Source organism: Ensifer sp., assembly GCF_031989085.1.
Taxonomy (GTDB): domain Bacteria; phylum Pseudomonadota; class Alphaproteobacteria; order Rhizobiales; family Rhizobiaceae; genus Ensifer.
In genome coordinates, this window is the sequence record NZ_DALZXU010000001.1 from 817,842 (window position 1) to 842,803 (window position 24,962).

Annotated in this window: 22 protein-coding genes; 15 read left to right on the forward strand and 7 right to left on the reverse strand. The window is 62.7% G+C overall.

The window, feature by feature from the left end:
• The first annotated feature begins 86 nt into the window (after positions 1–86).
• The 6 genes from RTP54_RS03930 to RTP54_RS03955 all read left to right on the forward strand — a co-directional run bounded on the left by RTP54_RS03930 (position 87) and on the right by RTP54_RS03955 (position 3,981).
• Positions 87–308 (forward strand): DUF2007 domain-containing protein, encoded by a 222-nt coding sequence (locus tag RTP54_RS03930; RefSeq protein ID WP_112808657.1) that lies wholly within the window; start codon positions 87–89, stop codon positions 306–308.
• 37 nt (positions 309–345) lie between these two features.
• The gene (locus RTP54_RS03935) at positions 346–1,137 is read left to right on the forward strand and encodes a methyltransferase (protein ID WP_312361163.1); all 792 of its coding nucleotides are present in this window, start codon (positions 346–348) and stop codon (positions 1,135–1,137) included.
• Between the two features lie 76 nt (positions 1,138–1,213).
• Positions 1,214–2,080 (forward strand): S49 family peptidase, encoded by an 867-nt coding sequence (locus RTP54_RS03940; protein ID WP_112816780.1) that lies wholly within the window; start codon positions 1,214–1,216, stop codon positions 2,078–2,080.
• A gap of 92 nt (positions 2,081–2,172) precedes the next feature.
• Entirely contained in the window at positions 2,173–2,364 is a 192-nt protein-coding gene (locus RTP54_RS03945; protein WP_112808653.1) for a hypothetical protein, read from the forward strand.
• A 109-nt stretch (positions 2,365–2,473) separates the two neighbouring features.
• Positions 2,474–3,436 carry a glycine--tRNA ligase subunit alpha gene (locus RTP54_RS03950; RefSeq protein WP_112808651.1) on the forward strand — a complete coding sequence of 321 codons (963 nt, stop codon included), beginning with the start codon at positions 2,474–2,476 and terminating at the stop codon, positions 3,434–3,436.
• On the forward strand, positions 3,433–3,981 hold the full coding sequence (locus RTP54_RS03955; RefSeq protein ID WP_312361169.1) for an AAA family ATPase: 549 nt from the start codon (positions 3,433–3,435) through the stop codon (positions 3,979–3,981). Before RTP54_RS03950 ends, RTP54_RS03955 begins: the two co-directional genes overlap by 4 nt.
• A gap of 98 nt (positions 3,982–4,079) precedes the next feature.
• Here the strand turns inward: RTP54_RS03955 and RTP54_RS03960 are convergent, their stop codons facing one another.
• Positions 4,080–4,283 carry a hypothetical protein gene (locus RTP54_RS03960; protein ID WP_112808647.1) on the reverse strand — a complete coding sequence of 68 codons (204 nt, stop codon included), beginning with the start codon at positions 4,281–4,283 and terminating at the stop codon, positions 4,080–4,082.
• Positions 4,284–4,636: 353 nt separating this feature from the next.
• Here RTP54_RS03960 and RTP54_RS03965 point away from each other — a divergent pair, with 353 nt between their 5' ends.
• From RTP54_RS03965 to RTP54_RS03985, 5 genes are all read left to right on the forward strand, one after another.
• A complete protein-coding gene (locus tag RTP54_RS03965; RefSeq protein WP_312361172.1) occupies positions 4,637–5,185 on the forward strand; it encodes a LemA family protein in 549 nt (182 codons plus the stop codon).
• 88 nt (positions 5,186–5,273) lie between these two features.
• Complete coding sequence (locus RTP54_RS03970) at positions 5,274–6,542, forward strand: 3-phosphoshikimate 1-carboxyvinyltransferase (protein ID WP_112808643.1); 1,269 nt, start codon at positions 5,274–5,276, stop codon at positions 6,540–6,542.
• A gap of 107 nt (positions 6,543–6,649) precedes the next feature.
• Entirely contained in the window at positions 6,650–8,563 is a 1,914-nt protein-coding gene (locus tag RTP54_RS03975) for a DUF2207 domain-containing protein (protein WP_409517113.1), read from the forward strand.
• Positions 8,564–8,677: 114 nt separating this feature from the next.
• Positions 8,678–10,843 carry a glycine--tRNA ligase subunit beta gene (gene glyS, locus RTP54_RS03980; RefSeq protein ID WP_312361178.1) on the forward strand — a complete coding sequence of 722 codons (2,166 nt, stop codon included), beginning with the start codon at positions 8,678–8,680 and terminating at the stop codon, positions 10,841–10,843.
• 13 nt (positions 10,844–10,856) lie between these two features.
• Entirely contained in the window at positions 10,857–11,360 is a 504-nt protein-coding gene (locus RTP54_RS03985) for a DUF523 domain-containing protein (protein ID WP_312361180.1), read from the forward strand.
• A 132-nt stretch (positions 11,361–11,492) separates the two neighbouring features.
• On the opposite strand, the gene RTP54_RS03990 is transcribed toward RTP54_RS03985, so the two are convergent.
• The 5 genes from RTP54_RS03990 to RTP54_RS04010 form a co-directional block, all read right to left on the reverse strand.
• On the reverse strand, positions 11,493–12,020 hold the full coding sequence (locus tag RTP54_RS03990) for a plant virulence effector HPE1-like domain-containing protein (protein WP_312361182.1): 528 nt from the start codon (positions 12,018–12,020) through the stop codon (positions 11,493–11,495).
• Positions 12,021–12,126: 106 nt separating this feature from the next.
• A complete protein-coding gene (purD, locus tag RTP54_RS03995) occupies positions 12,127–13,398 on the reverse strand; it encodes a phosphoribosylamine--glycine ligase (RefSeq protein WP_312361184.1) in 1,272 nt (423 codons plus the stop codon).
• A gap of 148 nt (positions 13,399–13,546) precedes the next feature.
• Complete coding sequence (locus tag RTP54_RS04000; protein WP_112808631.1) at positions 13,547–15,910, reverse strand: putative bifunctional diguanylate cyclase/phosphodiesterase; 2,364 nt, start codon at positions 15,908–15,910, stop codon at positions 13,547–13,549.
• Positions 15,907–16,947 (reverse strand): spermidine/putrescine ABC transporter substrate-binding protein, encoded by a 1,041-nt coding sequence (locus tag RTP54_RS04005; protein WP_112816773.1) that lies wholly within the window; start codon positions 16,945–16,947, stop codon positions 15,907–15,909. Before RTP54_RS04005 ends, RTP54_RS04000 begins: the two co-directional genes overlap by 4 nt.
• A gap of 164 nt (positions 16,948–17,111) precedes the next feature.
• A complete protein-coding gene (locus RTP54_RS04010) occupies positions 17,112–18,311 on the reverse strand; it encodes an MFS transporter (RefSeq protein WP_112808626.1) in 1,200 nt (399 codons plus the stop codon).
• Between the two features lie 108 nt (positions 18,312–18,419).
• On the opposite strand from RTP54_RS04010, the gene RTP54_RS04015 reads away from it, so the two are divergent.
• The 3 genes from RTP54_RS04015 to ubiA all read left to right on the forward strand — a co-directional run bounded on the left by RTP54_RS04015 (position 18,420) and on the right by ubiA (position 21,239).
• On the forward strand, positions 18,420–19,235 hold the full coding sequence (locus RTP54_RS04015; RefSeq protein WP_112808624.1) for an AraC family transcriptional regulator: 816 nt from the start codon (positions 18,420–18,422) through the stop codon (positions 19,233–19,235).
• A 163-nt stretch (positions 19,236–19,398) separates the two neighbouring features.
• Complete coding sequence (locus RTP54_RS04020; protein ID WP_112816772.1) at positions 19,399–20,205, forward strand: MipA/OmpV family protein; 807 nt, start codon at positions 19,399–19,401, stop codon at positions 20,203–20,205.
• 74 nt (positions 20,206–20,279) lie between these two features.
• Positions 20,280–21,239 carry a 4-hydroxybenzoate octaprenyltransferase gene (gene ubiA, locus RTP54_RS04025; RefSeq protein WP_312361187.1) on the forward strand — a complete coding sequence of 320 codons (960 nt, stop codon included), beginning with the start codon at positions 20,280–20,282 and terminating at the stop codon, positions 21,237–21,239.
• A 374-nt stretch (positions 21,240–21,613) separates the two neighbouring features.
• On the opposite strand, the gene RTP54_RS04030 is transcribed toward ubiA, so the two are convergent.
• On the reverse strand, positions 21,614–22,180 hold the full coding sequence (locus RTP54_RS04030) for a DUF6101 family protein (RefSeq protein ID WP_112808618.1): 567 nt from the start codon (positions 22,178–22,180) through the stop codon (positions 21,614–21,616).
• 325 nt (positions 22,181–22,505) lie between these two features.
• On the opposite strand from RTP54_RS04030, the gene RTP54_RS04035 reads away from it, so the two are divergent.
• On the forward strand, positions 22,506–24,956 hold the full coding sequence (locus RTP54_RS04035; protein ID WP_312361188.1) for a DUF1217 domain-containing protein: 2,451 nt from the start codon (positions 22,506–22,508) through the stop codon (positions 24,954–24,956).
• Positions 24,957–24,962: the final 6 nt, after the last annotated feature.

Genomic DNA, 24,962 nt, shown 5'->3' on the forward strand with positions numbered 1-24,962 from the left:
GTCGCTTTCGACAATAGGAAGGGGGGGCACGTGCGGCAAGAGGCGAATTGTCCCGCTTGCTGAAATAGGACAGGAAAAACCGCTGGATGAAGGAATTGATCCGCACCAACGACGTCGTTCTGCTCTCTTTCGTCGAGAGCCTGATGAAGGACGCCGGTATCAACAGCCTGATCGCCGATCAGGGCATGAGTATTCTCGAGGGATCCTTGGGTCTGTTGCCGCGCCGTTTCCTGGTGTCGGACGACGATGCCGAAGCCGCCCGCCGCATCCTGGTCGAGGCCGGTCTGGAAGCGGAGTTGAGGGCATGATTGCTGGCGCATTGCCGTCCATGACAGGCGCTCTGCCATGAGCGAAGAACCGATGGCGCCAGTCGCCACTGAAACGGTGGATGCGTTCCACCGCGGCCGGTTCCATGTGGTGCAGCCGCTGGGGCAGGGCCATCGCTCCGGCATGGACGCGATGCTGCTAGCCTCCCTGGTCGCCTCCGACCGCGCCTGCCGCGTCGCCGATCTGGGCGCCGGAGCGGGCGCTGCCGGCATGGCGGTCGCCTCGCGGCTCGATCTGGCCGAGGTCGTGCTGGTGGAACGGTCACCCACCATGGCGGCCTATGCGCGCCGAAGCCTGGCGCTTGCCGAAAACGGACGTTTCGCCGCGCGCCTCAGCGTGATCGAGGCCGATGTCGCGCTTGCCGGCAGGGCGCGCCGCGCCGCCGGCCTGCCGGACGATGCCTTCGACCATGTGATCATGAACCCGCCCTTCAACGACGCCTCCGACCGCCGCACGCCCGACAGCCTCAAGGCCGAGGCGCATGCGATGAGCGATGACCTCTTCGAGATCTGGATCAAGACGGCGGGCGCGATCATGAAGCCGGGTGGGCAATTGTCGCTGATCGCTCGGCCGGAATCGATCGCCGACATCATTGCGGCCTGCCGCCGCCGTTTCGGCGGCATCGAGATCACGGCGCTGCATCCACGTGCCGGGGAGAATGCCGTGCGCATCCTCGTCACCGCGATCAAGCAGAGCCGAAAGCGGCTGGTGCTGCGCGCGCCATTGATCGTGCACGAGGAGGGAACCCACCGCTTTTCCGCTGATGTCGACGACCTCAACAACGGGCGGGCGGCCTATCGACGCCGCTGATTTACCGTATGCGGCATTGCGTTTGGGCGGTCAGTGCATACATGCAGTCACACGGTTTCGTATTGCAGGAGTTGACATGGCCGGGTTCTTCAAAAGGCTGATGCCGAAGCGTTTTCGGCGGGATGGCATCGCGATCCCCGTGGTGCGCCTTCACGGTGCCATCATGGCCGGCGGCGGCCAGTTTCGCCCGGCGCTCAATATCGCCTCGGCAGCGCCTCTTCTGGAAAAGGCCTTTGGCGTCAAGGACGCACCGGCCGTTGCGATCTCGATCAATTCGCCCGGCGGATCGCCGGTGCAGTCGCGGCTGATCTATCAGCGTATCCGCGACCTCGCTCAGGAAAAGAAGAAGCGCGTGCTGATCTTCGTCGAGGACGTGGCGGCATCCGGCGGCTACATGATCGCGCTTGCCGGCGACGAAATCATCGCCGACCCGACCTCGATCGTCGGCTCCATCGGCGTTGTCTCCGGCGGTTTCGGCTTCCCGGAGCTGTTGAAGAAGATTGGCGTCGAGAGGCGCGTCTATACCGCCGGCGAGAACAAGGTCATGCTCGATCCGTTCCAGCCGGAGAAGGAACGCGACATCGAGTTCCTGAAGAGCTTGCAGCTCGATATCCACGATACCTTCATCCAGATGGTGAAGGCCCGTCGCGGACAGCTGCTGGCCGATCATCCCGACGTCTTTTCCGGCCTGTTCTGGACCGGGCGGCGTGGATTGGAGCTCGGTCTGATAGACGGTCTCGGCGATCTGCGTGGCGAAGTGAAGAAGCGTTACGGCGAGAAGGCGCGGCTCGAGCTGATCCAGCCAGCCCGCAGTCTTTTCGGGCGCCGCCAGACGGGCGCATCGATTTCCGGCGATATCGCCGCGCCGCTCGCTGCTTCCGCGATGGCGGGTCTTGCAGAAGCAGTAGAAGAAAGGGCATTGTGGGCGCGCTTCGGACTTTGAGGCGCGACCGGCGCAAAGGGTCTGCAGCGCCGCGTGTCTTGTCAGGCGCGCAAATGTGGCTTCAGCATTTGAATATGCAGTAGAGAGGAAAAATGCCGCAGCTTATCCTGCTCCTGATCGCAGGCTTCGTCCTTTGGATCGGCTACCGCAAGTTCATTGCGGACGCACAGAAACTGACTCGCCAGCGCGATCAGACGCGCCGCGAACAGCAGACGGGCGCGAGCGGGACCCTGGTCAAGGATCCCGAGACCGGCGAATACCGGCTGAAGCGCGACGACGACTGAGGTTTTCGCGCATCTTTGCCTATACGCAGATCGGCTTGGGCGCTTGACCCCTGTCGCCCGTCGTGGCACCTGTCCGGCTCTCATTTCGTGAAGAATTCGGACGTTCCCCATGACCACCGCCTCGCTGCCCGACCACATGAACCCCAAGCGCTCGTTCCAGGCCCTGATCCTGACGCTGCACAATTATTGGGCCGACAAGGGTTGCGCCGTGCTGCAGCCCTACGACATGGAAGTCGGCGCCGGCACCTTCCATCCGGCAACGACGCTGCGCGCGCTCGGTCCCCGTCCGTGGCGGGCTGCCTACGTTCAGCCGTCGCGCCGCCCGACCGACGGCCGCTATGGCGAGAACCCGAACCGCCTTCAGCATTATTATCAGTATCAGGTGATCCTGAAACCGAACCCATCGAACCTGCAGGAACTCTATCTCGGCTCGCTCGAGGCAATCGGCCTTGATCCGCTGCTGCACGACATTCGCTTCGTCGAGGACGATTGGGAAAGTCCGACGCTCGGCGCCTGGGGCCTTGGTTGGGAATGCTGGTGCGACGGCATGGAAGTGTCGCAGTTCACCTATTTCCAGGCGGTCTGCGGCATCGAGTGCTCGCCGGTTGCCGGTGAGCTGACCTATGGTCTCGAGCGGCTGGCGATGTATGTCCAGGGCGTCGACAATGTCTATGATCTGAACTTCAACGGCCGCGAAGGCGCCGAGAAGATCAGTTACGGCGACGTCTTCCTGCAGGCGGAACAGGAATATTCCCGCTACAACTTCGAATACGCCAACACAGCGATGCTGCATCAGCACTTCATCGATGCGGAAACGGAATGCCAGGCGCTTCTGGCAGCCGGCGCGCCGGGTGACGGCAACAACAGCCACCTGCACAAATGCGTCTTCCCGGCCTATGACCAGTGCATCAAGGCGAGCCACGTCTTCAACCTGCTCGATGCGCGCGGCGTGATTTCGGTGACCGAGCGCCAGAGCTACATCCTGCGTGTGCGCACGCTGGCCAAGGCTTGCGGCGAGGCATTCCTGTTGACCGATGCCGGCGGCGCCAACCTCAATCGGGACGCCGCTTGACCATCGACCAAGCCAGCCGCATCGTTCACATCAATGGCTGGCCGGGCACCGGAAAGCTCACCATCGCGCGCCATCTCGCCGAACATCTCGGCGCGAGGCTCGCGGACAATCACACGCTGATCAATCCGGCCGAGGCGCTGTTTGCGAGGGGCACGCCGCTCTATCGCTCGCTGCGGGCGACCGTCAGGACGGCGGTCCTCGACCATGTTCGCCAGGCCGAGGCTCAGCAATCGTTTCTCTTCACCGATGCGCTGTCGGACGACGAGTTCGACAGCCGGGCCTTCGACGACTACGCGACACTGGCAGCCGATCGCGGCGCTCGCTTCGTGGCCGTCGTTCTCGACTGCTCTATGGAGGAGAACCTGAAGCGGCTGACGCGCGCTGGTCGCTCCAAGGCACACAAGCTGACCGATCCCGATGTGTTGATGGATCTGAGAAGCCGGCATGTTCTGTTGAAGGGCAAATGCGACCAACTGATCGAGCTGGACGTCACCGCGCTCGGCGCTGACGAAGCGGCGCGCGAAATCCTGATGCGGATGGCTTGACGTCATAGCACCTGCCTCAAGTGGAATCAGGCGACGCAGGTGCCCCAGACTTAATGTGCCAGAGCGCACCTTGTGCGTTCAAGGCAGCGCACGGCGCTCTAGGCTTCAGCGGCCTGGCGCGGGCAGCCGCTTTTCTTCGATATCTGTTCCAGTGTGGGGTAGGGGCTGTCCTGAGACTGGCTGGAATAGGTCTGCAGCGCACGGCGGACGCCTGAGGGTCTTTCGATCGAACCGAGGCTCGCATAGGCAACAAACAGCGCTGAAAAAGCGACGACGTTGGTGAGGGTTGCGAGCGTTTTCATGGTCTTCACTTCGTCTTCGGGGTTATTCGATATCCCGACTATCGCCGATCACCCGGATCCTCGCCGTTCCCGATGGAACAGGAGTGAGTGTGTTTTGGCGTCGAGATGGCCCCCCGCTGTGAACGGTTCGTTCACAGCCTTTGGCCGGTATGTCGCAAGGGGTGTCCTTCTTTGTCCGGATGCTGCATAAGGCGCGCTGGAGCCGAGGAGCCGGTTTATCGCTCCACGCATGGAGCGCGACGGGATAAGGGCGCTTTAACGCGTTAGACTTGCTGCATAATTTTGCCCTTAAATCGATTCCGGTTTAAGACGTTATGCAGTAGTCTCTGCCGAGCTTTTTTGGAGGGTATCCCATGATTGGTCTGGCCATCGGCGTCGCCGTGATCCTGTATCTGGTTTTCGTCTATAACGGCCTCGTCAAGGCGCGGCAGATGGCCGAGGAAGCCTGGTCCGGCATCGACGTGCAACTGAAGCGGCGCGCCGACCTCATCCCCAACCTGATCGAAACCGTGAAGGGCTATGCCGCCCACGAAAAATCGACGCTCGAGGAGGTCATTGCGATGCGCAATCGCGCGCAGGCGGTGCCATCGGGCGATGTCGAGGGGCGGGCTGCCGCCGAAGGGGCCCTGTCGCAGGCCCTTGGGAAGCTCTTTGCTCTTGCCGAAGCCTATCCGGACCTGAAAGCGAACGAGAATTTCGCCGAGCTGCAGCGTTCGCTGGAGACGATCGAGGGCGAGATCCAGATGTCGCGCCGCTACTACAACGGTGCTGCGCGCGACTTGAACGTCAAGGTCGAGAGCTTTCCGTCTAACCTCATCGCCAACGCCTTCCGCTTCGTCAAGGCGGGCTATTTCGAGATTACCAACGAGGCGGACCGCGCGGTGCCGCAAGTCAAGTTCTGATCGGGCGTTACCCGATACTGCCACTAGATGATAAGAGACACGCCTGCCGAGCCCGAAAGCCCGGCCAATCGCATCAAGAGACCCGAGCATGAGTGAACCCGTGAAGAAGCTGACCATCCTGCCGACCGACCATCCGCTGCGCGGCAATGTGCGCCCACCGGGCTCGAAGTCGATCACCAACAGGGCGCTACTTCTTGCAGGGCTTGCCAAGGGCACGAGCCGGCTGACCGGCGCGCTGAAAAGCGACGACACACGCTATATGGCCGACGCGCTCAGGGCGATGGGCGTCGAGGTCAACGAACCCGATGATACCACCTTCGTCGTCACCGGCACCGGTCGGCTTGCCTCGCCTTCGGCACCCCTTTTTCTCGGAAACGCCGGAACCGCCACGCGCTTCCTGACGGCCGCGGCCGCTCTCGTCGATGGCCCTGTGGTCGTTGACGGCGACCAGCACATGCGCAAGCGACCGATCAAGCCGCTGGTCGATGCGCTGCGCACGCTCGGCGTCGAAGCGACGTCGGAAACCGGCTGCCCGCCCGTCACCGTCAACGGCAAGGGTGGCTTTCCGGCGGGTCGCATCGAGATCGATGCCGGCCTTTCCAGCCAGTATGTCTCGGCGTTGCTGATGGCTGCCCCCGGTGCCAAGGGCCCGGTCCGTATCGAGCTTGCCGGCGACGAGATCGGCGCGCGCGGCTATATCGACCTGACGGTCGCCGCGATGCGCGCTTTCGGAGCCAAGGTCGAGCAATTGAGCCCCTCCGTGTGGGAGGTCGCGCCGACCGGCTATAGCGCCGCCGATTTTGCCATCGAGCCGGATGCGTCGGCTGCGACCTATCTCTGGGCCGCTGAAGTCTTGACCGGCGGCGCCATCGACCTCGGCGTGCCGGCGTCGGTATTTTCGCAGCCCGATGCACGCGCCCACGACGTCATCGCCCAGTTCCCGCATCTTCCAGCCGTCATCGACGGGTCGCAGATGCAGGACGCGATCCCGACGATCGCGGTTCTGGCCGCGTTCAACGAGACGCCGGTGCGTTTCGTCGGTCTTGCCAACCTGCGCGTGAAGGAATGCGACCGCGTCCGCGCCCTGTCGCTGGGCCTGACCGCCATCCGCCCGGGGCTGGCGCATGAGGAAGGCGACGATCTGATCGTCTCTTCCGATCCCGGCCTTGCCGGGCAGACATTGCCGGCCTCCATCGACACGTTTGCCGACCATCGCATCGCCATGAGCTTCGCCCTTGCCGGGCTGAAGATCCACGGCATTGCCATCGAGGACCCCGGTTGCGTTGCCAAGACCTACCCGGCCTATTGGGACGCGCTGGCCTCGCTCGGCGTCGCCTACACCGGTGACCGTCCTTGATATCGCGCCTCAAGCCTGGTCGGGAAAAGCACAAAACCATGAAATCGTTCCTGAAGATCGATCGAAAGGTCTGAGATCGTATGGCCCGTTTCGTCGCCCTGGTTGGCATGTTGTTTTTCCTGCTGGCGACGGCGGGCGCCGGGCGGGCGGACGAGGTATTCTCGTCCTATCATTCGGTGATCGACGTCGCCAAGGACGGCACGCTGACGGTCACCGAAACGATCACGGCCAACGCCGAGGGCAACCAGATAAGGCGGGGGATCTTCCGTGATCTGCCGCTGACCTTCACCGACGCGAAGGGACGGCGCAGCAAGGTCGATTTCAAGCTGCTTTCGGTCGAGCGCGACGGCGAGGAGGAGCCCTACCGCACGGAATCGATCTCGGGCGGCATCCGCATCTATACGGGATCTGCCGAGGTTCTTCTGCCGCACGGCCAGCATACGTTCCAGTTTACCTATGAGACGAGCCGGCAGATCCGCTTCTTCGACGACCACGACGAACTCTACTGGAACGTGACCGGCACCGAATGGGCCTTTCCGATCGATGAGGCGAGCGCCACTGTCAACCTGCCGGAAGGCGTGCGACCGCAGGCGCTCGACATCTTTACCGGCGGCTATGGCGCCACAGGCAAGGATGCGCGGGTATCGGAGGAAGGCAGCGAGATCTTCTTTGCGACCACCCGGCGGTTGGAGCCGAGGGAGGGGTTGACGATCGCGGTGAAGATGCCGAAGGGCAGCATCGAACAACCATCCGCAAGCCAGGAAAACGCCTGGTGGATGCGCGATCACATGGCGCTGTTGATAGCCGGAGCGGGCCTGGTCGTCGTCGCGCTCTATTATGGCCGCGCCTGGCTGAAGGTCGGGAAAGACCCGGCCCGCGGCGTCATGGTGGCGCGCTGGGATGCGCCGGAGGGCATTTCCCCGGCACTCGTCAACTACATCGACAACCGGGGATTTTCCGGCGAAGGCTGGACGGCCCTGTCGGCCTCTGCGCTCAGCCTGGCGGTCAAGGGACATGTCGTTCTCGAGGATCTGAAGAGCGCGATCGTCATCGCTACGACCGGCAAGGGACGCGGCGAAAAGCTGCCGACCGGCGAGGCGAGCCTGATGAAGGCAGTCGATGCCGCCGGCGGAAAGCTGAAGATCGACAGGGCCAACGGCACGAAAGTGCAGGCAATCGGCGCCGACTTCCGCAATGCCATGGAGCGCGAGCATCGCGGCAAGTATTACCTGGAAAACACCGGTTATATCGTCGCTGGCGTGCTGCTTTCGGTTCTGGCGATCGCAGCCGTATTCCTGTTCGGCGATCTCAGCGAGGACAGCATCCCGCTGGTGATCGTCCCGGTCTTCATCGCGTTTTTCGTGTCGATCCTTGCCGTCTCCGTCGGCAAGTCGCTGCGCCGCGAAAAGAGCCTGATGAGCCGCATCATGTCGATCGTGGTGCTTGCCTTCATCGGCTTTGTCGCCTTCACCATCTTCTCGAGCATTCTCGCAGTGGTCTTTTATAGTGCCACGGAGGCCGACGAACTGCCGCTGCTGTTTGCGATCGGCGGCATCGTGCTGCTCAACGTGTTGTTCTTCTTTCTGATGGGCGCGCCGACGCCGCTCGGCAGCCGGCTGATGGATGGCATCGACGGCCTCAGGCAATACATGACCCTTGCCGAGAAGGACCGGATGAACATGCAAGGGGCGCCGGAAATGTCGCCCCGGCATTTCGAGACGCTGCTGCCCTATGCCGTTGCGCTCGGCGTGGAAAAGCCGTGGACGCAAACCTTCGATCGCTGGCTGCTGGCGGCGGCCGCCGGCGCCGCGGCAGCAAGCGCCTACCAGCCGGCCTGGTATCATGGCGATGGTTTCGGCTCGACCTCATTCGGGGATCGCATTGGCGGCTTTGCCGGTTCCATGGCCGACACCATGACCTCCTCTCTGCCACCCCCGCCGAAATCTTCATCGTCGGGCTTTTCGACCGGTGGCGGCTTTTCCGGTGGTGGCGGCGGCGGCGGCGGTGGCGGCGGCTGGTGATCTCGCCGAAAGCCTCGCGGCCGCGGGGTCAAATTCATTGCCGCACTTGGTGACATTTTCGCCAGAGCTTGCTAAGTCGGCGGCAACCGTCCGGAACAGAAAAAGTCATCTCCCATGCCCGATCTTCTTATCGAACTCCGCTCCGAGGAAATTCCTGCCCGCCTGCAGCGCAAGGCGGCCGGTGACCTCAAGAAGCTCTTGACCGACGCACTCGTCGAAGCGGGTTTGACCTATGAGGGTGCGCGCGAATACTGGACGCCGCGCCGGTTGACGCTCGACATCCGTGGCCTCAACGCCCGTTCCGCCGATGTGCGCGAAGACCGCAAGGGTCCGCGCACCGACGCCAACGAAAAGGCGATCGAAGGCTTCCTGCGTGGCGCCGGCCTGTCCTCGATCAGCGAGGCGCATGTCCATAGCGATCCGAAGAAGGGGGATTTCTACGTCGCCCACATCGTCAAGCCGGGCCGCCCCGCCGAAGAGATCGTCGCCGAGGCGATGCCGGAGATCATCCGTAACTTCCCCTGGCCGAAGCCGATGCGCTCGGGTGCCGCCTCCGCCAAGCCGGGGTCGCTGCGCTGGGTCCGGCCGCTGCAGTCGATCGTCTGCACCTTCGGTTCCGAAACCGATGAAACCCATGTGATCCCGTTCGAGGTCGACGGCATCGTCGCCTCCAACGTCACCTATGGCCACCGCTTCCATGCGCCCGATGCAATCACCGTGCGCCGCTTTGCCGACTATGCCGAGAAGCTGGAGCGGGCGAAGGTCGTGCTCGACGGCGAGCGCCGCAAGCAGATGATACTCGCCGACGCGCACAATGTCGCTTTTGCCAATGGTCTCGAACTGGTCGAGGACGAAGGCCTGCTCGAGGAGGTCTCCGGCCTCGTCGAATGGCCGCAGGTCCTGATGGGGAGCTTTGAAGAGAGCTATCTCGAAATCCCGTCGGAAATCATCCGCCTGACGATCAAGACGAACCAGAAGTGTTTCGTCACCCGCGCGCCGGGCGCCGAGACGCTCTCCAACAAATTCATCCTCGTCTCCAACATCGAGGCGAAGGACGGCGGCAAGGAGATCGTGCACGGCAACGGCAAGGTCGTTCGCGCCCGCCTGTCGGACGCCACCCACTTCTGGCACCGCGACCAGGGCAGCCTGCCTGACCTCGAGACCTTGAAGCCCTCGGCTGAAAAGTTCGGCCTCGATCTTTCAAAGCCGCTAGACCAGCGCATGGCCAAGCTCGACGCGCTCAACGTCACCTTCCATGCCAAGCTCGGCACCCAGGGCGAGCGTGTCGCGCGCATCCGCGCACTCGCCGCCGAACTTGCCAAGGTGACCGGCGCCGACGGCAAGCTGGTCGACCGTGCCGTGGTGTTGGCAAAGGCCGACCTGCGCACCGAAGCCGTCGGCGAGTTCCCCGAACTCCAGGGCATCATGGGCCGCAAGTACGCGCTGCTCCAGGGCGAAGACGCCTCTGTCGCCGCAGCGATCGAAGATCACTGGAAGCCGAACGGCCCGTCTGACCGCGCGCCGACCGATGCCGTTGCCGTCACCGTGGCGTTGGCCGACAAACTCGACACGCTCGTCGGCTTCTGGGCGATCGACGAAAAGCCGACCGGCTCGAAGGACCCTTACGCCCTGCGTCGCGCCGCCCTCGGCGTCATCCGCCTGATCCTCGAAGGCAAGGCGCGCCTGCCGCTCGTGCCGTTCTTCGAGATCGCGCTGACTGCAATCAGGGCGCAGAAGCCGGCGCTGACCGGTGATGTTTCGGCGGATCTGCTTTCCTTCTTCCACGATCGTCTCAAGGTCTATCTGCGTGATCTCGGCGCCCGTCACGATCTGATCGACGCGGTTCTGACGCCGGACGCAGACGATCTCCTGATGATTGCCCGCCGCGTCGAGGCCCTGACTGCCTTCATCACCGACGAGGAGGGCAAGAACCTGCTCGCCGGCACCAAGCGTGCGACGCAGATCCTCGCCGCCGAGGAGAAAAAGGGTACGGCAGTGGCCGATGCGGTCGACGCTGGTCTTTTCCGCCTCGATGCCGAAAAGGCGCTGCACGCCGCAGTCGAGCTCGGCTCCGGCGAGGCCCGCGACGCGATCGCCAAGGAAGACTTCCGCTCGGCCATGCAGGCCCTGTCGAAGCTGCGCGAGCCGGTCGACCAGTTCTTCAACGACGTGCTCGTCAACGACGACGACGTCTCGATCCGGGCAAACCGCCTGGCGCTGCTCGGGCTTGTTCGCTCGGCAACCGGCACGGTTGCCGATTTCTCCAAGATCGCGGGATGAACGGGAGGGGCGCATGACGACGAAGATCCTCGTCAGCGCCTGCCTCATGGGCCACGCCGTGCGCTACGACGGCCAGTCGAAGCCGCTTCTCCATCCGGCGATCGATCGCTGGCGCCAGGAAGGGCGGCTGGTCACCATCTGTCCGGAAATGTCGGCCGGCATGCCGGTGCCGCGCCCGCCGGCCGAGATCGCATCGGGACTGTCTGGTCCTGACGTGCTCGACGGTGCGGCAATTGTCGTCGAAAACACCGGCCGCGATGTCACCAGAGAGTTCCTCGAGGCTGCGGAAAATGCACTGGCGCTTGCGCGCGAAACCGGCTGTCGCTTCGCTCTGCTGATCGACGGCAGCCCGTCCTGCGGGTCGGGTTTTGTCTATGACGGCACGTTTTCCGGCGCGCGCCATAAGGGGCAGGGGGTTACGGCCGCGCTGCTGGCGCGAAACGGCATCGAAGTCTATTCCGACAGGGAGATCGAAGCCTTGATCGAGCGTGTCGACGGACCGCACGAGACCGACTGAAAGGCCAGGACAAAAAAGAATGCGCCCCTGCTTCTCTCAGGGGCGCATTCTCTCGCCTTAGCAGCGAATTTGCCCGTCAGCCTTCAAATGCTGGAGCGGCTGAGGGGGCAGGGAACGTTTAAGTTTCGACCTTCAGTTTAGCCGAAGTTCGAGGCTTGCCGGATCAAATTGCCGTGAGCCGGCCACTACTGCCGAGGCGGCGATCGCCGGTTTGCCTTCAGTGATGGTCGCCACTGCCGCAGTTTTGGCAGTCTCGTCGATTGCCGGTGGAACGACGGCATGCGCACTCTGGTCGGCCAGATCGCCGAGAGCCGCGGCGGTCGCCATATCAGCGTGATCGGTTGCAGCCGCATCGGTCTTGACCGCGCTCTCCGCCGGCTTGCTGACGAAAACGACCGGCGAGCCGCCGAGCCATGCTTCGGTGCGCACAAGCCGCATCTCGCCGTTGATTTCCTTGAGCTCGACCTTCTCGCTGCCTTTCTCGATTTCCGGCACCACATAGGTGACCTTCTTCTTGATCTGCAACGGCGGGCACTGCGGGCAGGAAACGGTCGCGACGCTGGAATTGACAGCCTGTCCGGAAACGACGTCCTCGATCGACGATGCCCAGGCGCTGCCTGCAGCAAGTGCAACGGCGGTGGTGATCAGCAGCATGCGCATCGGACTTCTCCCGAGATTGTTCTCGGTGAGAATATGCGTTCTCTCTTACCTTCCCGTCAGGAGAATTGGTAAAAATTGAATGATCCGGCGTATTTGATGTCGCCGATCAGGCCTTTTCGCGGGCGACCGCGCGCCAGCCGATGTCGTGACGATAGAAACCGTTGTCCCAGGAAACGCCGTCGACCGCCGCATAGGCTAGCGCCTTGGCCGCGCTGGCGCTTTCTCCGATCGCGGTCACGTTCAGCACCCGCCCGCCGGTCGCGACCAGGCCGCCGTCCTTCATCGCTGTGCCGGCATGAAACACCTTGGTTCCGGCCGAAGCATCCGGAAGCGCCGCGATGGGCGTGTTCTTGTCGTAGGCGCCCGGATATCCCTTCGACGCCATCACGACGGTCAGCGCGGTCTCGTCGCGCCATTCGGCGTACATGCCCGCAAGCGTACCGGTAGCAGCCGCATGGAGCAGCGGCAGCAGGTCGCTTTTCATCCGCATCATCAGCACCTGGCATTCCGGATCGCCGAAACGCACATTGTATTCGATCAGCTCCGGCCCCTTCGCCGTGATCATCAGCCCGGCGAAGAACACGCCGGAAAAGGCATGGCCGCTCTCTGCCATGCCGCGCATGGTCGGCTCGATGATTTCCTTCATCGTGCGTTCGGTCATTTCGGGCGTCATGACGGGGGCTGGCGAATAGGCGCCCATGCCGCCGGTGTTCGGGCCGGTGTCGCCGTCGCCGACCCGCTTGTGATCCTGCGCCGAGGCGAGCGCCAGCGCGGTCTTGCCGTCGCTGAGGCAGAAGAAGCTCGCCTCCTCGCCGTCGAGATAGGCTTCCACCACCACTTCCGCGCCGGCAGCGCCGAAGGCGCCGTCGAAACAATCGTCGATCGCGGCAAGGGCCTCGTCCAGTTCCATGGCGACGGTTACGCCCTTGCCGGCGGCAAGGCCGTCCGCCTTGATGACGATCGGCGCGCCCTCAGCGCGCACATAGGCCTTAGCGGTTTCCGCGTCGGTAAAGCGGCCATAGGCGCCGGTCGGGATCGCGTATCTGGCGCAAAGATCCTTGGTGAAGCCCTTCGAGCCTTCAAGCTGTGCCGCCGCAGCCGACGGGCCGAAAACGGCGATGCCGGCAGCGCGCAACACGTCCGCCAGACCCGCCACCAGCGGACCTTCCGGCCCGACGACGACGAAGTCGATTGCTTCCTTCAGACAGAAGGCCACAACATCAGAATGATTGTCGGTATCGAGCGCAACGAGTGTCGCTTCCTCGGCAATGCCTGGATTGCCCGGCGCGGCATAGAGCCTGGTTAATCTGGGGGACTGTGCGATTTTCCATGCGAGCGCATGTTCGCGTCCGCCCGATCCGATCAGAAGAACCTTCATTGCCTGCCCCCGACATGCCGAAATTGTTGCGTTGCGGTTAAGGCGAGGCGGCTTTCAGGTCAAGAGGGCAGGGGGCGCGCAGGCACGATTCCCGTTATCCGGCGCAGCGTCCATGGGAAACCCGCATGACGGCAGGCGTCAGGCGCAGCTAGGCGATTGCCTGCTGGCTCCGGCGATCGTCGGGCGCATTGCCGTAGCGGGCAGTGCGCGTCAGCGCCCAGATGCCGAGGTCCTCGAGAGGCAGCGGCTTGCTGATGAGATAGCCCTGAAAGAGATCGCAGCCCGCAGCCGTCAGCATCGAGAGCTTCTCGGGTGTATCGACGCCTTCTCCGACTACGGCGACGTCCTTGGCGTGGCACAACGCGATCAGGGCCTTCAGGACCGGTAGCGATTGCGAGGCCGTCAGGTTCGAGACGAGTGCCCGGTCGAGCTTGATCGTGTCGGCGGTGTATTCGATAATCTGCTGCACCGAGGTGTAGCCCGCGCCGAAATCGTCGATCGACAGGCGGAAGCCCTTGCTGCGCAGGTCGTCGATGTTGCGGCGAAGCTGATCGCTGAACTTGACCGCGAAGGTTTCTGTCAGCTCGATCTCGATCGACTGCGGCTGCAGCCCGTGGCGGTGCAGGCAATCGGAGAAATAGTCCGCGATCGCCTTCGAATGCAGTTCGGCCGAAGAAATGTTGATGGCGAGGATCGTGTCGGGCCCGAACAGAGCTTTCAGCTGGTGGCAATCGGACATCGCCTGGTTGATCACCCACCAGTCGATCTTGGTGAACAGGCCGGAGCTTTCGGCGATGGGCACGAATTCGTCGGGCGTCACGTTCCCGAGCACCGGCGAATACCAGCGAAGCAGTGCTTCGCAGCCCATCACCCGGCCATCCGGATCGACGATCGGCATGTAGACCAGGTGGAACTGCTCGTCCGGATCGAGCGAGCGCAGCTCGTCCTGGATCTGGCGCAGGCGGGTGCGTTTGTCGTGCAAGGCGCGCGAGAACCGGGAAGAGCGGTTCTTGCCGCTGGTCTTTGCCTGGTACATCGCCGCGTCGGCGTTCGAGATCAGTTCGGCGAGGTTGGTCGCATCATCGGGGCAGATCGCCGCGCCGATGCTGGCGGTAACCGGATAGCTCTTCCCGGCAACGTCGAAGCCGTCCTCGAACAGCGCGAGGATTGCGGCGGACACTTCCCGTACCGTTCCGTCTCCCGGTCGCGAGCGGACCAGCACTGCGAATTCGTCGCCCGAGAGCCGCGCGAGGATCGCGGGTTTCTGGCCGCGCCGCGCGGTGATCGCCTCGACATTCGCGGCGATCCGCATCGCCAGGGTTTTCAGGAGCTCGTCGCCGATCTCATGGCCGTGTTTGTCGTTGACGAACTTGAAGTTGTCGATGTCGATGAACAGCAGGCTGCATTTTTCGTCCGAGACGATGGCCTCGCGCACGATGCCGGCGGCCACGGCATTGAAATGGCCGCGATTGCTGATGCCTGTCAGCGTGTCGGTCCAGGAACTGCGCTGCACGAGCTTCAGCGACTGCTCCGATTGACGGTGCAGCTCCCTGATGTTTTCTGTCAACCGGCCGATCTCACCCTTCTCGTCCATGTTGCGGATTTCGTCATGGGCGCCGACCATGACGGCCATGACGTTGGCATCGAGCGTGGCGATCGGGTCGGTGATGAAACGCCGGATGAGAACGATGATCAGCCAGATCGAAAACAGGCTCATCGCCACGGCGCCAAGCGCCAGCAGCATTTTCTGCTGTGCCATCAGCAGGTCGAAATGATTGTCCGAAACCGTCAGCGTCGCATAGAGCGAAGGTCCGAGATGCACGCTTGCCGAGAGGTCGTCGGTGACCGCCAGCGGCCACGGTTGAAGCACGACGTCCGCACCGTATTCCTGCTTGAGCGTCTGCTGCATGTCGAGGAAACGATCCGGCTGGATCGCCACCTGAACCAGGAGCGCGCTCGACTTCTTGCTCGGCAGCGGCCGGGTGAAGGTCACGGGATCGAGGAAGTAGGAATAGACGATCCGCGCCTTGTGTCCGGCGTCATATATGTAGGTCCAGTCGGCGAGCTTGTCCTCGCGCACCAGTCGTCGCGCCAGGTTGAGCTGCGCCTCGTCGATCTCGGCGAAGGGATCCCAGCTGTTTTCGAAGTAGTATTCCGATTGCAGGTCCGATGTCAGGATCGCCAGCGACACGTAGCCCATCGGATCGTCGGAAAGCGACTTGACGCTTTCCTGCAGTCGCACGCCGAGCGCGTTGGCGCGATAGTTCTTGTCGGTTTCCGAGATGTACTGGCGCAGCGAGTTGCTGTTCAGAAGCGCATTGAGGAAGCCCTTGCTGCGGCCGATTTCATTCTGGAACACGGCGGCTGCGTGTTCCAGGCGCTGAGACAGTTTGGCGTGTTCGAGTGCTCGGATGGAGCGGCTCTGGGTGACATGGACCGAGATCGCCGCCAGCAGATAGCCGGCCAGCACCACGGGGAAGATCAGGATGAGTGCGCGCTTGCCGAGGGTCACTGGAAATTCGCCAATGTGCTGATGATGCGCCGGCGCAGGAGCACCGACGTCGTTGACAGTTCCTGCTGGTACTGGCTCTTGGCCAGAATGTCCGGCGACGGATAGATCGTCTCGTCCGCACGCATCGCATCGGGCAATTGCGTGAAGGCGGCCTTGCTGGCCGTCGGCATGTTGAGCGCGATCGCATTGGCGGCAGCACTTCCGGGCGAGCCGATATAGTCGAGGAAGGCCAGCGCGCGGGCCTTGTTCGGCGATTTGGCGACAACCGACATGCAATCGAGCCAGGAGAGCGTGCCTTCCTTCGGCACCACGTAGCGCCAGGTCCCGGGCGTGCCGGCTTTCTCGTTCAGGACATGCTGGTCGCCGCTGTAGCCAAGCGCCAGATAGATGTTCTTGCCGATCGCCTGGTTCTGGATCGAGCTGATGACATACTCATAAGTCAGGACTGCCGGTGCCTGCTGCTTCATCATGTTGAAGGCGGTCTTCAGCGTTTCCTGCTCGTTGGTGTTGATCGATTCGCCGAGCAGCATCAACGGGGCGACGAAAGCCTCGTTGTGGTCGTCATACATGGCAATGTGCTTGGTGAGCGCCGGTGCGGGCTGCATCAGGTCGCGCCAGGATGTCGGCGCGTCGGGCAACTTGTCCGACCGATAGAGAATGCCCATCGTGCCCCAGAGATAGGGGAGGCCATGGTTGGAGCAGCGCTTGCGCCAGCTCTCGTCATAGTCCCTGAGCGAGGCGACGTTGTTTTCGTCGACCGCTTCCAGCACGCCCTTGCGCCCGAAGATTGCTGCGCCGTTTTCGCCTGTGACCACCAGGTCGACGATGCTGTTCGGATCGGCCAGAACCTCGTCGCGGGTATCGCCGCTGTCGTAGTAGACCTGATGGATTCCGACGCCGGTGATCGCCGTCCAGCGATCGAGGATCGCCTGGTCGATATAGGATTCCCAGATCAGCAGGTTCAGCGTCTCGGCTTGCCCCGCCGTCGCCATCAGCAACGTCGTCAAAAAGGCAGGAATCGCCGCTCGCCCTCGCATTGTCTACCCCTGCCCATTCCCCATCCAGCGACCGTAGCGCGCAAAAATTGATGAATGATTACGCAGGGCTGCGGGAATTAGCATGGCCTCACGCAGGCTATTGCGGGAAACACAACGGGCGCCGCATGACGGCGCCCGTTCGATGGTCCAGTGCGGAGTGCTGGCTAGTGCCGCGCCGGCATCTTCGGCAGCAGGATCGTCAGAATGCCGAGCAGCGGCAGATAGGAGCAGACGGTGTAGACGAACTCGATGCCCTGCCGGTCGGCGAAGATGCCGAGGAGCGCTGCCCCCATGCCGCCGAACCCGAAGGCGAAGCCGAAGAAGACACCGGCGATCAGTCCGACGCGGCCCGGCACCAGTTCCTGCGCGAAAACGACGATCGCCGAAAATGCCGAGGAGAAGATGAAGCCGATGATGATCGACAGCACGCCGGTCCAGAAGAGGTTCGCATAAGGCAGCATCAGCGCAAAGGGAATGACGCCGAGGATCGAGAACCAGATGACGAAGCGCGCACCGTAGCGGTCGCCGATCGGCCCGCCGAGGAACGTGCCGGCGGCGGCAGCGCCCAGGAACAGGAACAGCATCAGCTGCGCCTCCTGTACGGAAACGCTGAACTTCTCGATGACGAAGAAGGTGAAGTAGCTGGAGATGCTCGCCATGTAGACGTTCTTGGTGGCGGTCAGAAGCACCAGCACGGCGACAGCCCAGACCACGCGGTTCTTCGGCAGCGGCAGCGCTCGGCTCGGAGCCGGCTTCATCATCGACGAGCGGCGGTGGCGCACATACCATGTGCTGACCCAGGAGAGCACGAAGAAGCCGATGATCGCCACGATCGAGAACCAGCTGAGGCTGCCCTGACCGAAGGGGATGACGATGAAGGCGGCAAGCAGCGGCCCCATGGCGCTACCGGCGTTGCCTCCGACCTGAAACAGCGACTGCGCCAGGCCATGCCGCCCTCCCGAAGCGAGACGGGCGATGCGCGAGGACTCCGGGTGGAAGATCGCCGAGCCGACACCAATCAGGCTGGCCGCCAGAAGCAGCATCGTGAAGTCATGGGCGTTGGCGAGCAGGATCAGGCCCGAGCAGGTCGACAGCATCGCAACCGGCAGCGAATAGGGCAGCGCCCAGCGATCGGTGATGATGCCGACGGCCGGCTGCAGCATCGAGGCCGTCAGCTGGAACGTGAATGTCAAAAGCCCGATCTGCACGAAATCGAGCGAATAATTCGCCTTGAGCAGGGGATAGAGTGCGGTCAGCAACGACTGCATGATGTCGTTCAGCATGTGGCAGAAGCTGACTGCCAGGATGACGGAGAATGCCGTCTTTTCAGGGGTGATGCCCCCGCTCGATGTAACCGTTGCCATGGATTTGTCCCTGCCGTCTCGATGGTTGTGTGCGGCGTGGGATATCTCTACTGATCTTGCTCGTGGCCTGCTTTTGTGATGTGGTCGACTTCTTTCGAGAGTGGGCCAATGCCGATCTATCGCGTCACCTTGCCTGAATTGCCCGACGCCGACCACTTCAGGAACCTGGACTGGATCGAGACCGGGAACTCCGCAGTGCTCGCGCTTGGCCGCGACTATCGCGCGGGTCTGACCGTTCCGTTGCACAGTCACACCCGCACGCAGTTGTGGTGGGCGCGCCAGGGCGTCGTCCTCGTGCGCACCGCCCACGGGCGCTGGCTCGTGCCGCCCGGCCACGCGCTTCTCATCCCGGCCGGCGTCGAGCATTCCACAGAAATGATCAGCGACGTGCGCATGCACTCGATCTATTTCGCGCCGTCCCTGTTGCGCGCCGAGCGGCCGATGGTCATGGAGATCACACCGCTTGCCGGCAGCCTCGTCGACGCATTGGTCAGCGTCGACAGCGAAACGATGTCGGAGCGTCGCGAACAACTGATCATGGACCTGCTCCTCGAGGAGATCGGGCTTCTGCATGAGCGCCCGCTCGGCCTGCCTTTCCCGCGCGAGCAGAAACTGGCGCTGCTCTGCCGGCAGTTTCTGGAGGCACCCTCGGCGTCGGCCAGCATCGACCAGTGGGCGAGCCGCCTCGGGCTCAGCCGGCGCACGTTCACGCGGCTGTTCCGCAACGAGACGGGCGTCAGCTTCGTCACCTGGCGCCAGCAGGCCTGTATCTTTGCATCGCTTCCGCGCCTTGCCGACGGCGAGCCGATCACCAACGTCGCGCTCGATGCCGGCTATGAGAACGTTGCGGCCTTCACCACGATGTTTCGGCGCATGCTCGGCAGCGCCCCGAGCCACTATCTGAAAATGTACCAGGATCGGTGACGTATCGGCTGCATGGCAAACGGGAGCTGAATTGACCTGGTTAACGGAATCGTAGGATCAAAGGGCAATAAGTCGCCCTCGTGTCCTTGAAATTGCGCCAATGTCCGGCGCCGGGGCACGGTTCAAACTTCGCCCCGGCGAATGATTTTTCCGGAGTTGTTCCTTGCGTATCCGTTCTCTTCTCCTCCTTTCTGGAACTCTTTTGTTGTCCGCAGGCAGTGCCGCGGCCGCTGACGGCCCGTACTTCTGGTCCGGCGACTGGTATCTGAAGGTCGGCGCCACCGGCTTTCTCGGCCCGAAATACGAAGGTGCGTCCAAGCGCATGTTCCAGGCGGCGCCTCTCGTCTCGCTCGGCAAGGCCGGAAGCACCGTTCGCTTCTCCTCGCGCAACGACAACATGTCCTATGCGCTGCTCGACCAGGGCGGCTTTCGTGCCGGCGTCGTCGGCAAGCTCATCTTCGAACGGGATTCCGGCACTTCCAGCGATCTGAACGGGCTTGCCCCGGTCAAGTTCGGTGGGGAGCTGGGTGGCTTCGCCGAAGTCTACCCGGCCGACTGGCTGCGCGTGCGCGCGGAAGTCCGCCAGGGTATCCGCAGCCATCACGGCGTCGTCGCCGACGTGACCGCCGATGCCTTTACAGACGTCAGCAGCAACGTGCGCGTTTCCGCCGGTCCGCGGATGACGGCCGCCACCAGCGACTATTTCGGCGCCTATTACGGTGTCAACGATGCGGAATCGGCCGCCTCCGGCCTCAGCCCCTATAGCCCGCATGGCGGCATTCACTCCGCCGGCGTCGGGGCTGCGATCAACTGGCAGGCGACGGAAAAACTCGAGACCGGAGCCTATGCCGAATACCGCAGGCTGATGGGGTCTGCCGCCGATTCCAGCCTCGTGCGCGAACGCGGCAGCCGCAACCAGTTCCTCGTCGGCGTTTCTGCCACCTACCGTTTCGACTTCACGCTTCACTGAATGATGCGTCCGCCGTCGGGACGGTGCGGCATCGAGCCGCTTGACCGTCCCGACGTGGAGCGTCAAACAGGGGCATGAACACGTCTTCCGCCGATTCCGGGCGCGTCCACGACGCGCCGTCGAACAACTGGGTCTATCGCGTGCTGCCGCGCGCGCTCTGGCCCTACGCGCAACTTGCCCGCTGGGATCGTCCGATCGGCTGGCAGCTGCTGATGTGGCCATGCCTGTGGTCGGTCGCGCTAGCCTCCGGCACCGCGGCCGCGGCGGGAGAGTTCTCGGCCGGGCGGTTCGTCTTCCACAGCTTCCTCTTCATCGCCGGCGCCATCGCCATGCGCGGGGCCGGCTGTACGTTCAACGACATCATCGACCACGACATCGACATGGAAGTGGCGCGGACACGCTCGCGACCCCTGCCATCCGGTCGCGTTTCACGCTTTCAGGCAAAGGCCTTCATGGTGTTGCAGGCGCTCGCCGGGCTGTTGATCCTGCTGCAGTTCAATGCCTTCACCATTCTGCTCGGCATCCTGTCGCTGGGGCTCGTCGCGATCTATCCCTTTGCCAAGCGCTTCACCGACTGGCCGCAGTTCTTCCTTGGCCTTGCTTTTTCCTGGGGGGCGATCATGGGCTGGTCGGCCGAGTTCGCTGCACTTTCGCTGGCGCCGGTCCTGCTCTATGGCGCCGCCATCGCCTGGACGATCGGCTACGACACGATCTACGCCTATCAGGACCGGGAGGACGATGAACTGATCGGCGTCCGCTCGACGGCGCGCCGCTTCGGCGACAATCCCCGTCCATGGCTGATCGGGCTCTACGGGCTGGCGGTCGTCCTGATGCTGCTTGCGTTTCTCGCAGCCGGCGCGGGGCTCTTTGCCTATGCGGGTCTGCTGGTCGCCGCCGTGCTGCTCACCTATCAGATCCTGGTTCTGAACATTCACGATCCGGCCCAATGCCTTGTATTGTTCAAGTTCAACGGCGTCGTCGGGCTCATCGTCTTTGCGGGGCTGGTCGCGGCGCTTTTTGTCCGCCTGATGTGAAAAATCCTCCGTGTTGACGGAGGATCGGCAGTTCAGGCGGATGGACGAGGGTGGTCCTGGTTTCCGTCGAAAGGTCGAGCGTGCGGGATGTTCAGGCCCAGCTGACTTCGGCCACGGCCTTGCGCGTCTTGGCAGCGGTCCGCGCACGGAAAATGCCAGCGATGGCCTTGATGGTGGCGGCGAGCGACTTGCGCATCAGGTATCTCCTTCTTTCGTGACCCTGGCTAGGAGCCGGATATGGCATGAAGAAGGCGAAGCGGCTGTTTCCGAAGGAACATTCCGATTTCTGATGGCTGCCAATCGGCGATGCGCCGAAAACAAAAAACCGGTCGCAGGGAACGACCGGCTTTTGCACTGGAGGTATTCGGACAGGCCTAGCTTCGGGCGATGATTTCGCGTCCGTCGATCTTCATGGCGACGCCAAGTCGGCCGGTGGAGCGACGCACCAGGAAACGCGGCCGGCGGTCGGCGAAGAAGGAGTGACGGCGTCGCGGCTTGATCGGCGCGGTGCGCACGTCGCCCAGATGCTCTTCGAGTGCGCGGGCGACGCCATCGGCTTCGACCATCAGCATCGGAATGCGATAGGCTTCGGCCCAGGCGCGCCAATCGGCGGCGATATCGGAAAGATCGTGGGCGACGAGCAGCGGTACGCAAAGGTCCGGATCGTCATGATGAAGTTCAAGCGTCACTGTAACGTCTCCGTCGCCGTGGTCGATCGCGCGTGCCGCGACCCCTTTGAATGCCCGCGCCGGCAATGCGATCGAAAGCGGCAGGCCGCTTGATGGTAGCACCTTGCGCAGAACCGCGCCACGCTCGTCCAAGCTGATCGTTACATTGCCTGTGTGGCCGCGCAGGACGTAGCTAGCCTGCTGAGGAAAACGCTTCGGGTCGAGCCGGAGCGTGTTTTCGACCCATGCGGGTTGAGAGAGTGTATTGCGCATTTCAATCGCCCTTGTTTTACCTTGAGAGCCGGTTTCCGGTCTTCTCGTCGGGACTTTTCGTCCTCTGTGGGCTGGAGAATAGGCGGCCCTCCTTCCGGCCAACTTAAAAATCGCGGTTAAGAAAACTTTGCGTTTTTCGATGGTTAGCAAAAGCCGACCGGCCAAGGTTTCCGTTTCGTCAACGCCGGCGCTCGCATTTTCGGCAATGGCGCGGCGCGGGCGGCGAAAAGCCACACACAAGCCTGTCGTGCAATCATGCCGTGTCAGAATTCTGTTTTGGGGATTGGTGCGACCTGTCCCTCGGTTAAGCGACGGGGCAGCAGCCATGGTTTCGACCTATCTCAACTACAGCCGGATTACGAGCGACCTGAGGGCCAGCCTCGATCGGGTCGCCCAAAGGCCGCTGGTCGCGCGAGAGGCCGAATACTACAAGGAAAACATCGGCAATGTGAAAACGGTCGACGAGTTCCTCGGCGATTATCGGCTGTATTCCTATGCGATGAAGGCCCATGGCCTCGAGGACATGATCTACGCCAAGGCCTTCATGCGTCAGGTGCTGGAAAGCGACCTGAAGGACAGCAACAGCTTTGCCAACCGCCTGACGGATGACCGCTATCAGAAGTTCGCCCAGGCGTTCAACTTCAGCACATCGTCGGCGGCCGCGCAGACGACGGCCCAGCAGGATGCGCTGATCGGCCTCTACAACGAGCGGGTCGCCAATCTCGACACTGTGCTCAAAGGAGACAACGCCTATTTCAATGCGGCGATGGATCAGGTCACCGACGTCGACCAGCTGCTTGGCAACGAACGCCTGCGTTCATACGCGTTCGGCATCTTCGGCATCGATGCGCGCAACTATTCCTACGATCAGGTCCGCTACGCGCTGACGGCCGAGCCTTCGGACCTGACCAATTCCCATACCGCGGCGCAGACCCGACGCGCCGAAGTCAGCAAGACGTTGACCGATTTCGACACGCGCGCAATCGCGATGAACGACAACAACAAGCTGACCGCGGAACTTGCGGAGGCACCGGCTGCCGACAAGCCCGCGATCCAGGCGAAGATCGACGCCAACAACGCCACCATCGCCGACCTCAACACCAAGCTGCCGCCGGTCGGTAGCGAATCGAATGCGATGATCAATCAGCTGTCGACGGAATTCAGCATGCTGGACCGGCAGATCGCCATGCTCGACCGTTATCGGCAGCTGAACGGCGCCTTCAACTTCGAGGCGGATGGCAGCGTGGCGGCGGGCGGCAAGGCGATTACCGACGAAAAGAAGAAGATGCTGAACGAGGCATACATCTTCAGCAGTCCGCGCCTGACCCCTTCGGGAGCGGTCCTCAACCGGGATTACTTCGAGCAGAAGATCGGTTCGATTACGACCGTAACCGAACTCCTCGCCGACTCGCGCATGGTGAACTACGTCAGAACGGCGTTCGGCTTGCCCATCACGGCGGTGAACGCGACGATCGAAAACATCCTCACCAGCGACATCAACGACCCGAACAGCTACGTCAACAAGTTTGGCGGTGAATACAACAAGGCCTACAAGGCCCTGCATGCCGCCTTCAATTTTCAGCCGGACGGGACGCTGGCTGCCGGCACCAAGGCCCAGACGACCGAACAGACCAATACGACCACCAGCGGCTACATGGTCCACTACAACGACGCCGACGACGAAGCGGACGAGGGCAAGATCAGCCGCTACAAGCTGCAGATCAAGACGATGAGCTCGGTCGACGATCTCGTCGGCAACAGCGAGCTGCGCTCCTTTGTGCTGAGTGCCTTCGGTCTGGAAAAGGAAGGCCTGACGCCGCGCAAGCTGAAGGAGGTGCTGATCAGTGACCTCAACAATCCGGCAAGCTATGCCAATTCCCTGCGCGACGAACGCTACGTCAAGCTGGTGAAGGCTTTCAATTTCAATCCGGACGGCACGCTCGGTTCCCCCAAGCTGGCGCAGAACGAGGCCGACATCGTCAACACGGCCAAGGCCTACATCGTCGAAAAGTCGCGCTTCGGCACGGAAGACGAAAAGAAGGCCGCCAAGACCAAGGCGGAAGAGGAAAGCAAATACTACACGACGCAGATCCAGAAGATCGAGACGCTCGACGATCTTCTCAAGGACAAGCGGCTGGTCGATATCGTGCTGATCGGCGCCGGCATCGATCCGGAAAGCGTGACGACCGACTACCTCAAGAAGATGTTCACCTCCGACCTCAACGATCGCAAGAGTTTCATCAACACCGATCCGAACGGCATGAAATACCGCGAGATCGTCTCCGGTTTCAACTTCGACAAGGACGGCAAGATCGTTACGGGCGAAGCCGGGCAGATCCAGACGCGGCGCGGTCTGACCATGACGTTCGATCTCTATCTCAACCAGACGCTGGAGGAGAGCGAAGGTGAGGACAATGCCGGTGTCCGCCTGGCGCTCTATTTCAAGCGCAAGGCGCCGGAGATCACCACTCCCTACGACCTGCTCGCCGACAACGCGCTGATGCAGGTCATCCGAACCGCCTACAGCATGCCCGAAGGGTTGAAGAGCGCCAAGATCGAGACGCAGGCCGCCTATATCGAGCGCCTGATGGACATCAAGGATCTTCAGGACCCGGCGGAACTCGAGAAGCTGATGAAGCGCTTCACGGCCTTGTATGACGTCGAGAACAACACCGACGTCAATCCGGGTCTCGCCATCCTGACGGGCGGCGGTGGCGGCGGCATCAGCGCTGACGCCCTCTTCTCGCTGGCGCAGTTGCGCGCCGGCGGCCGATAAAAGCGG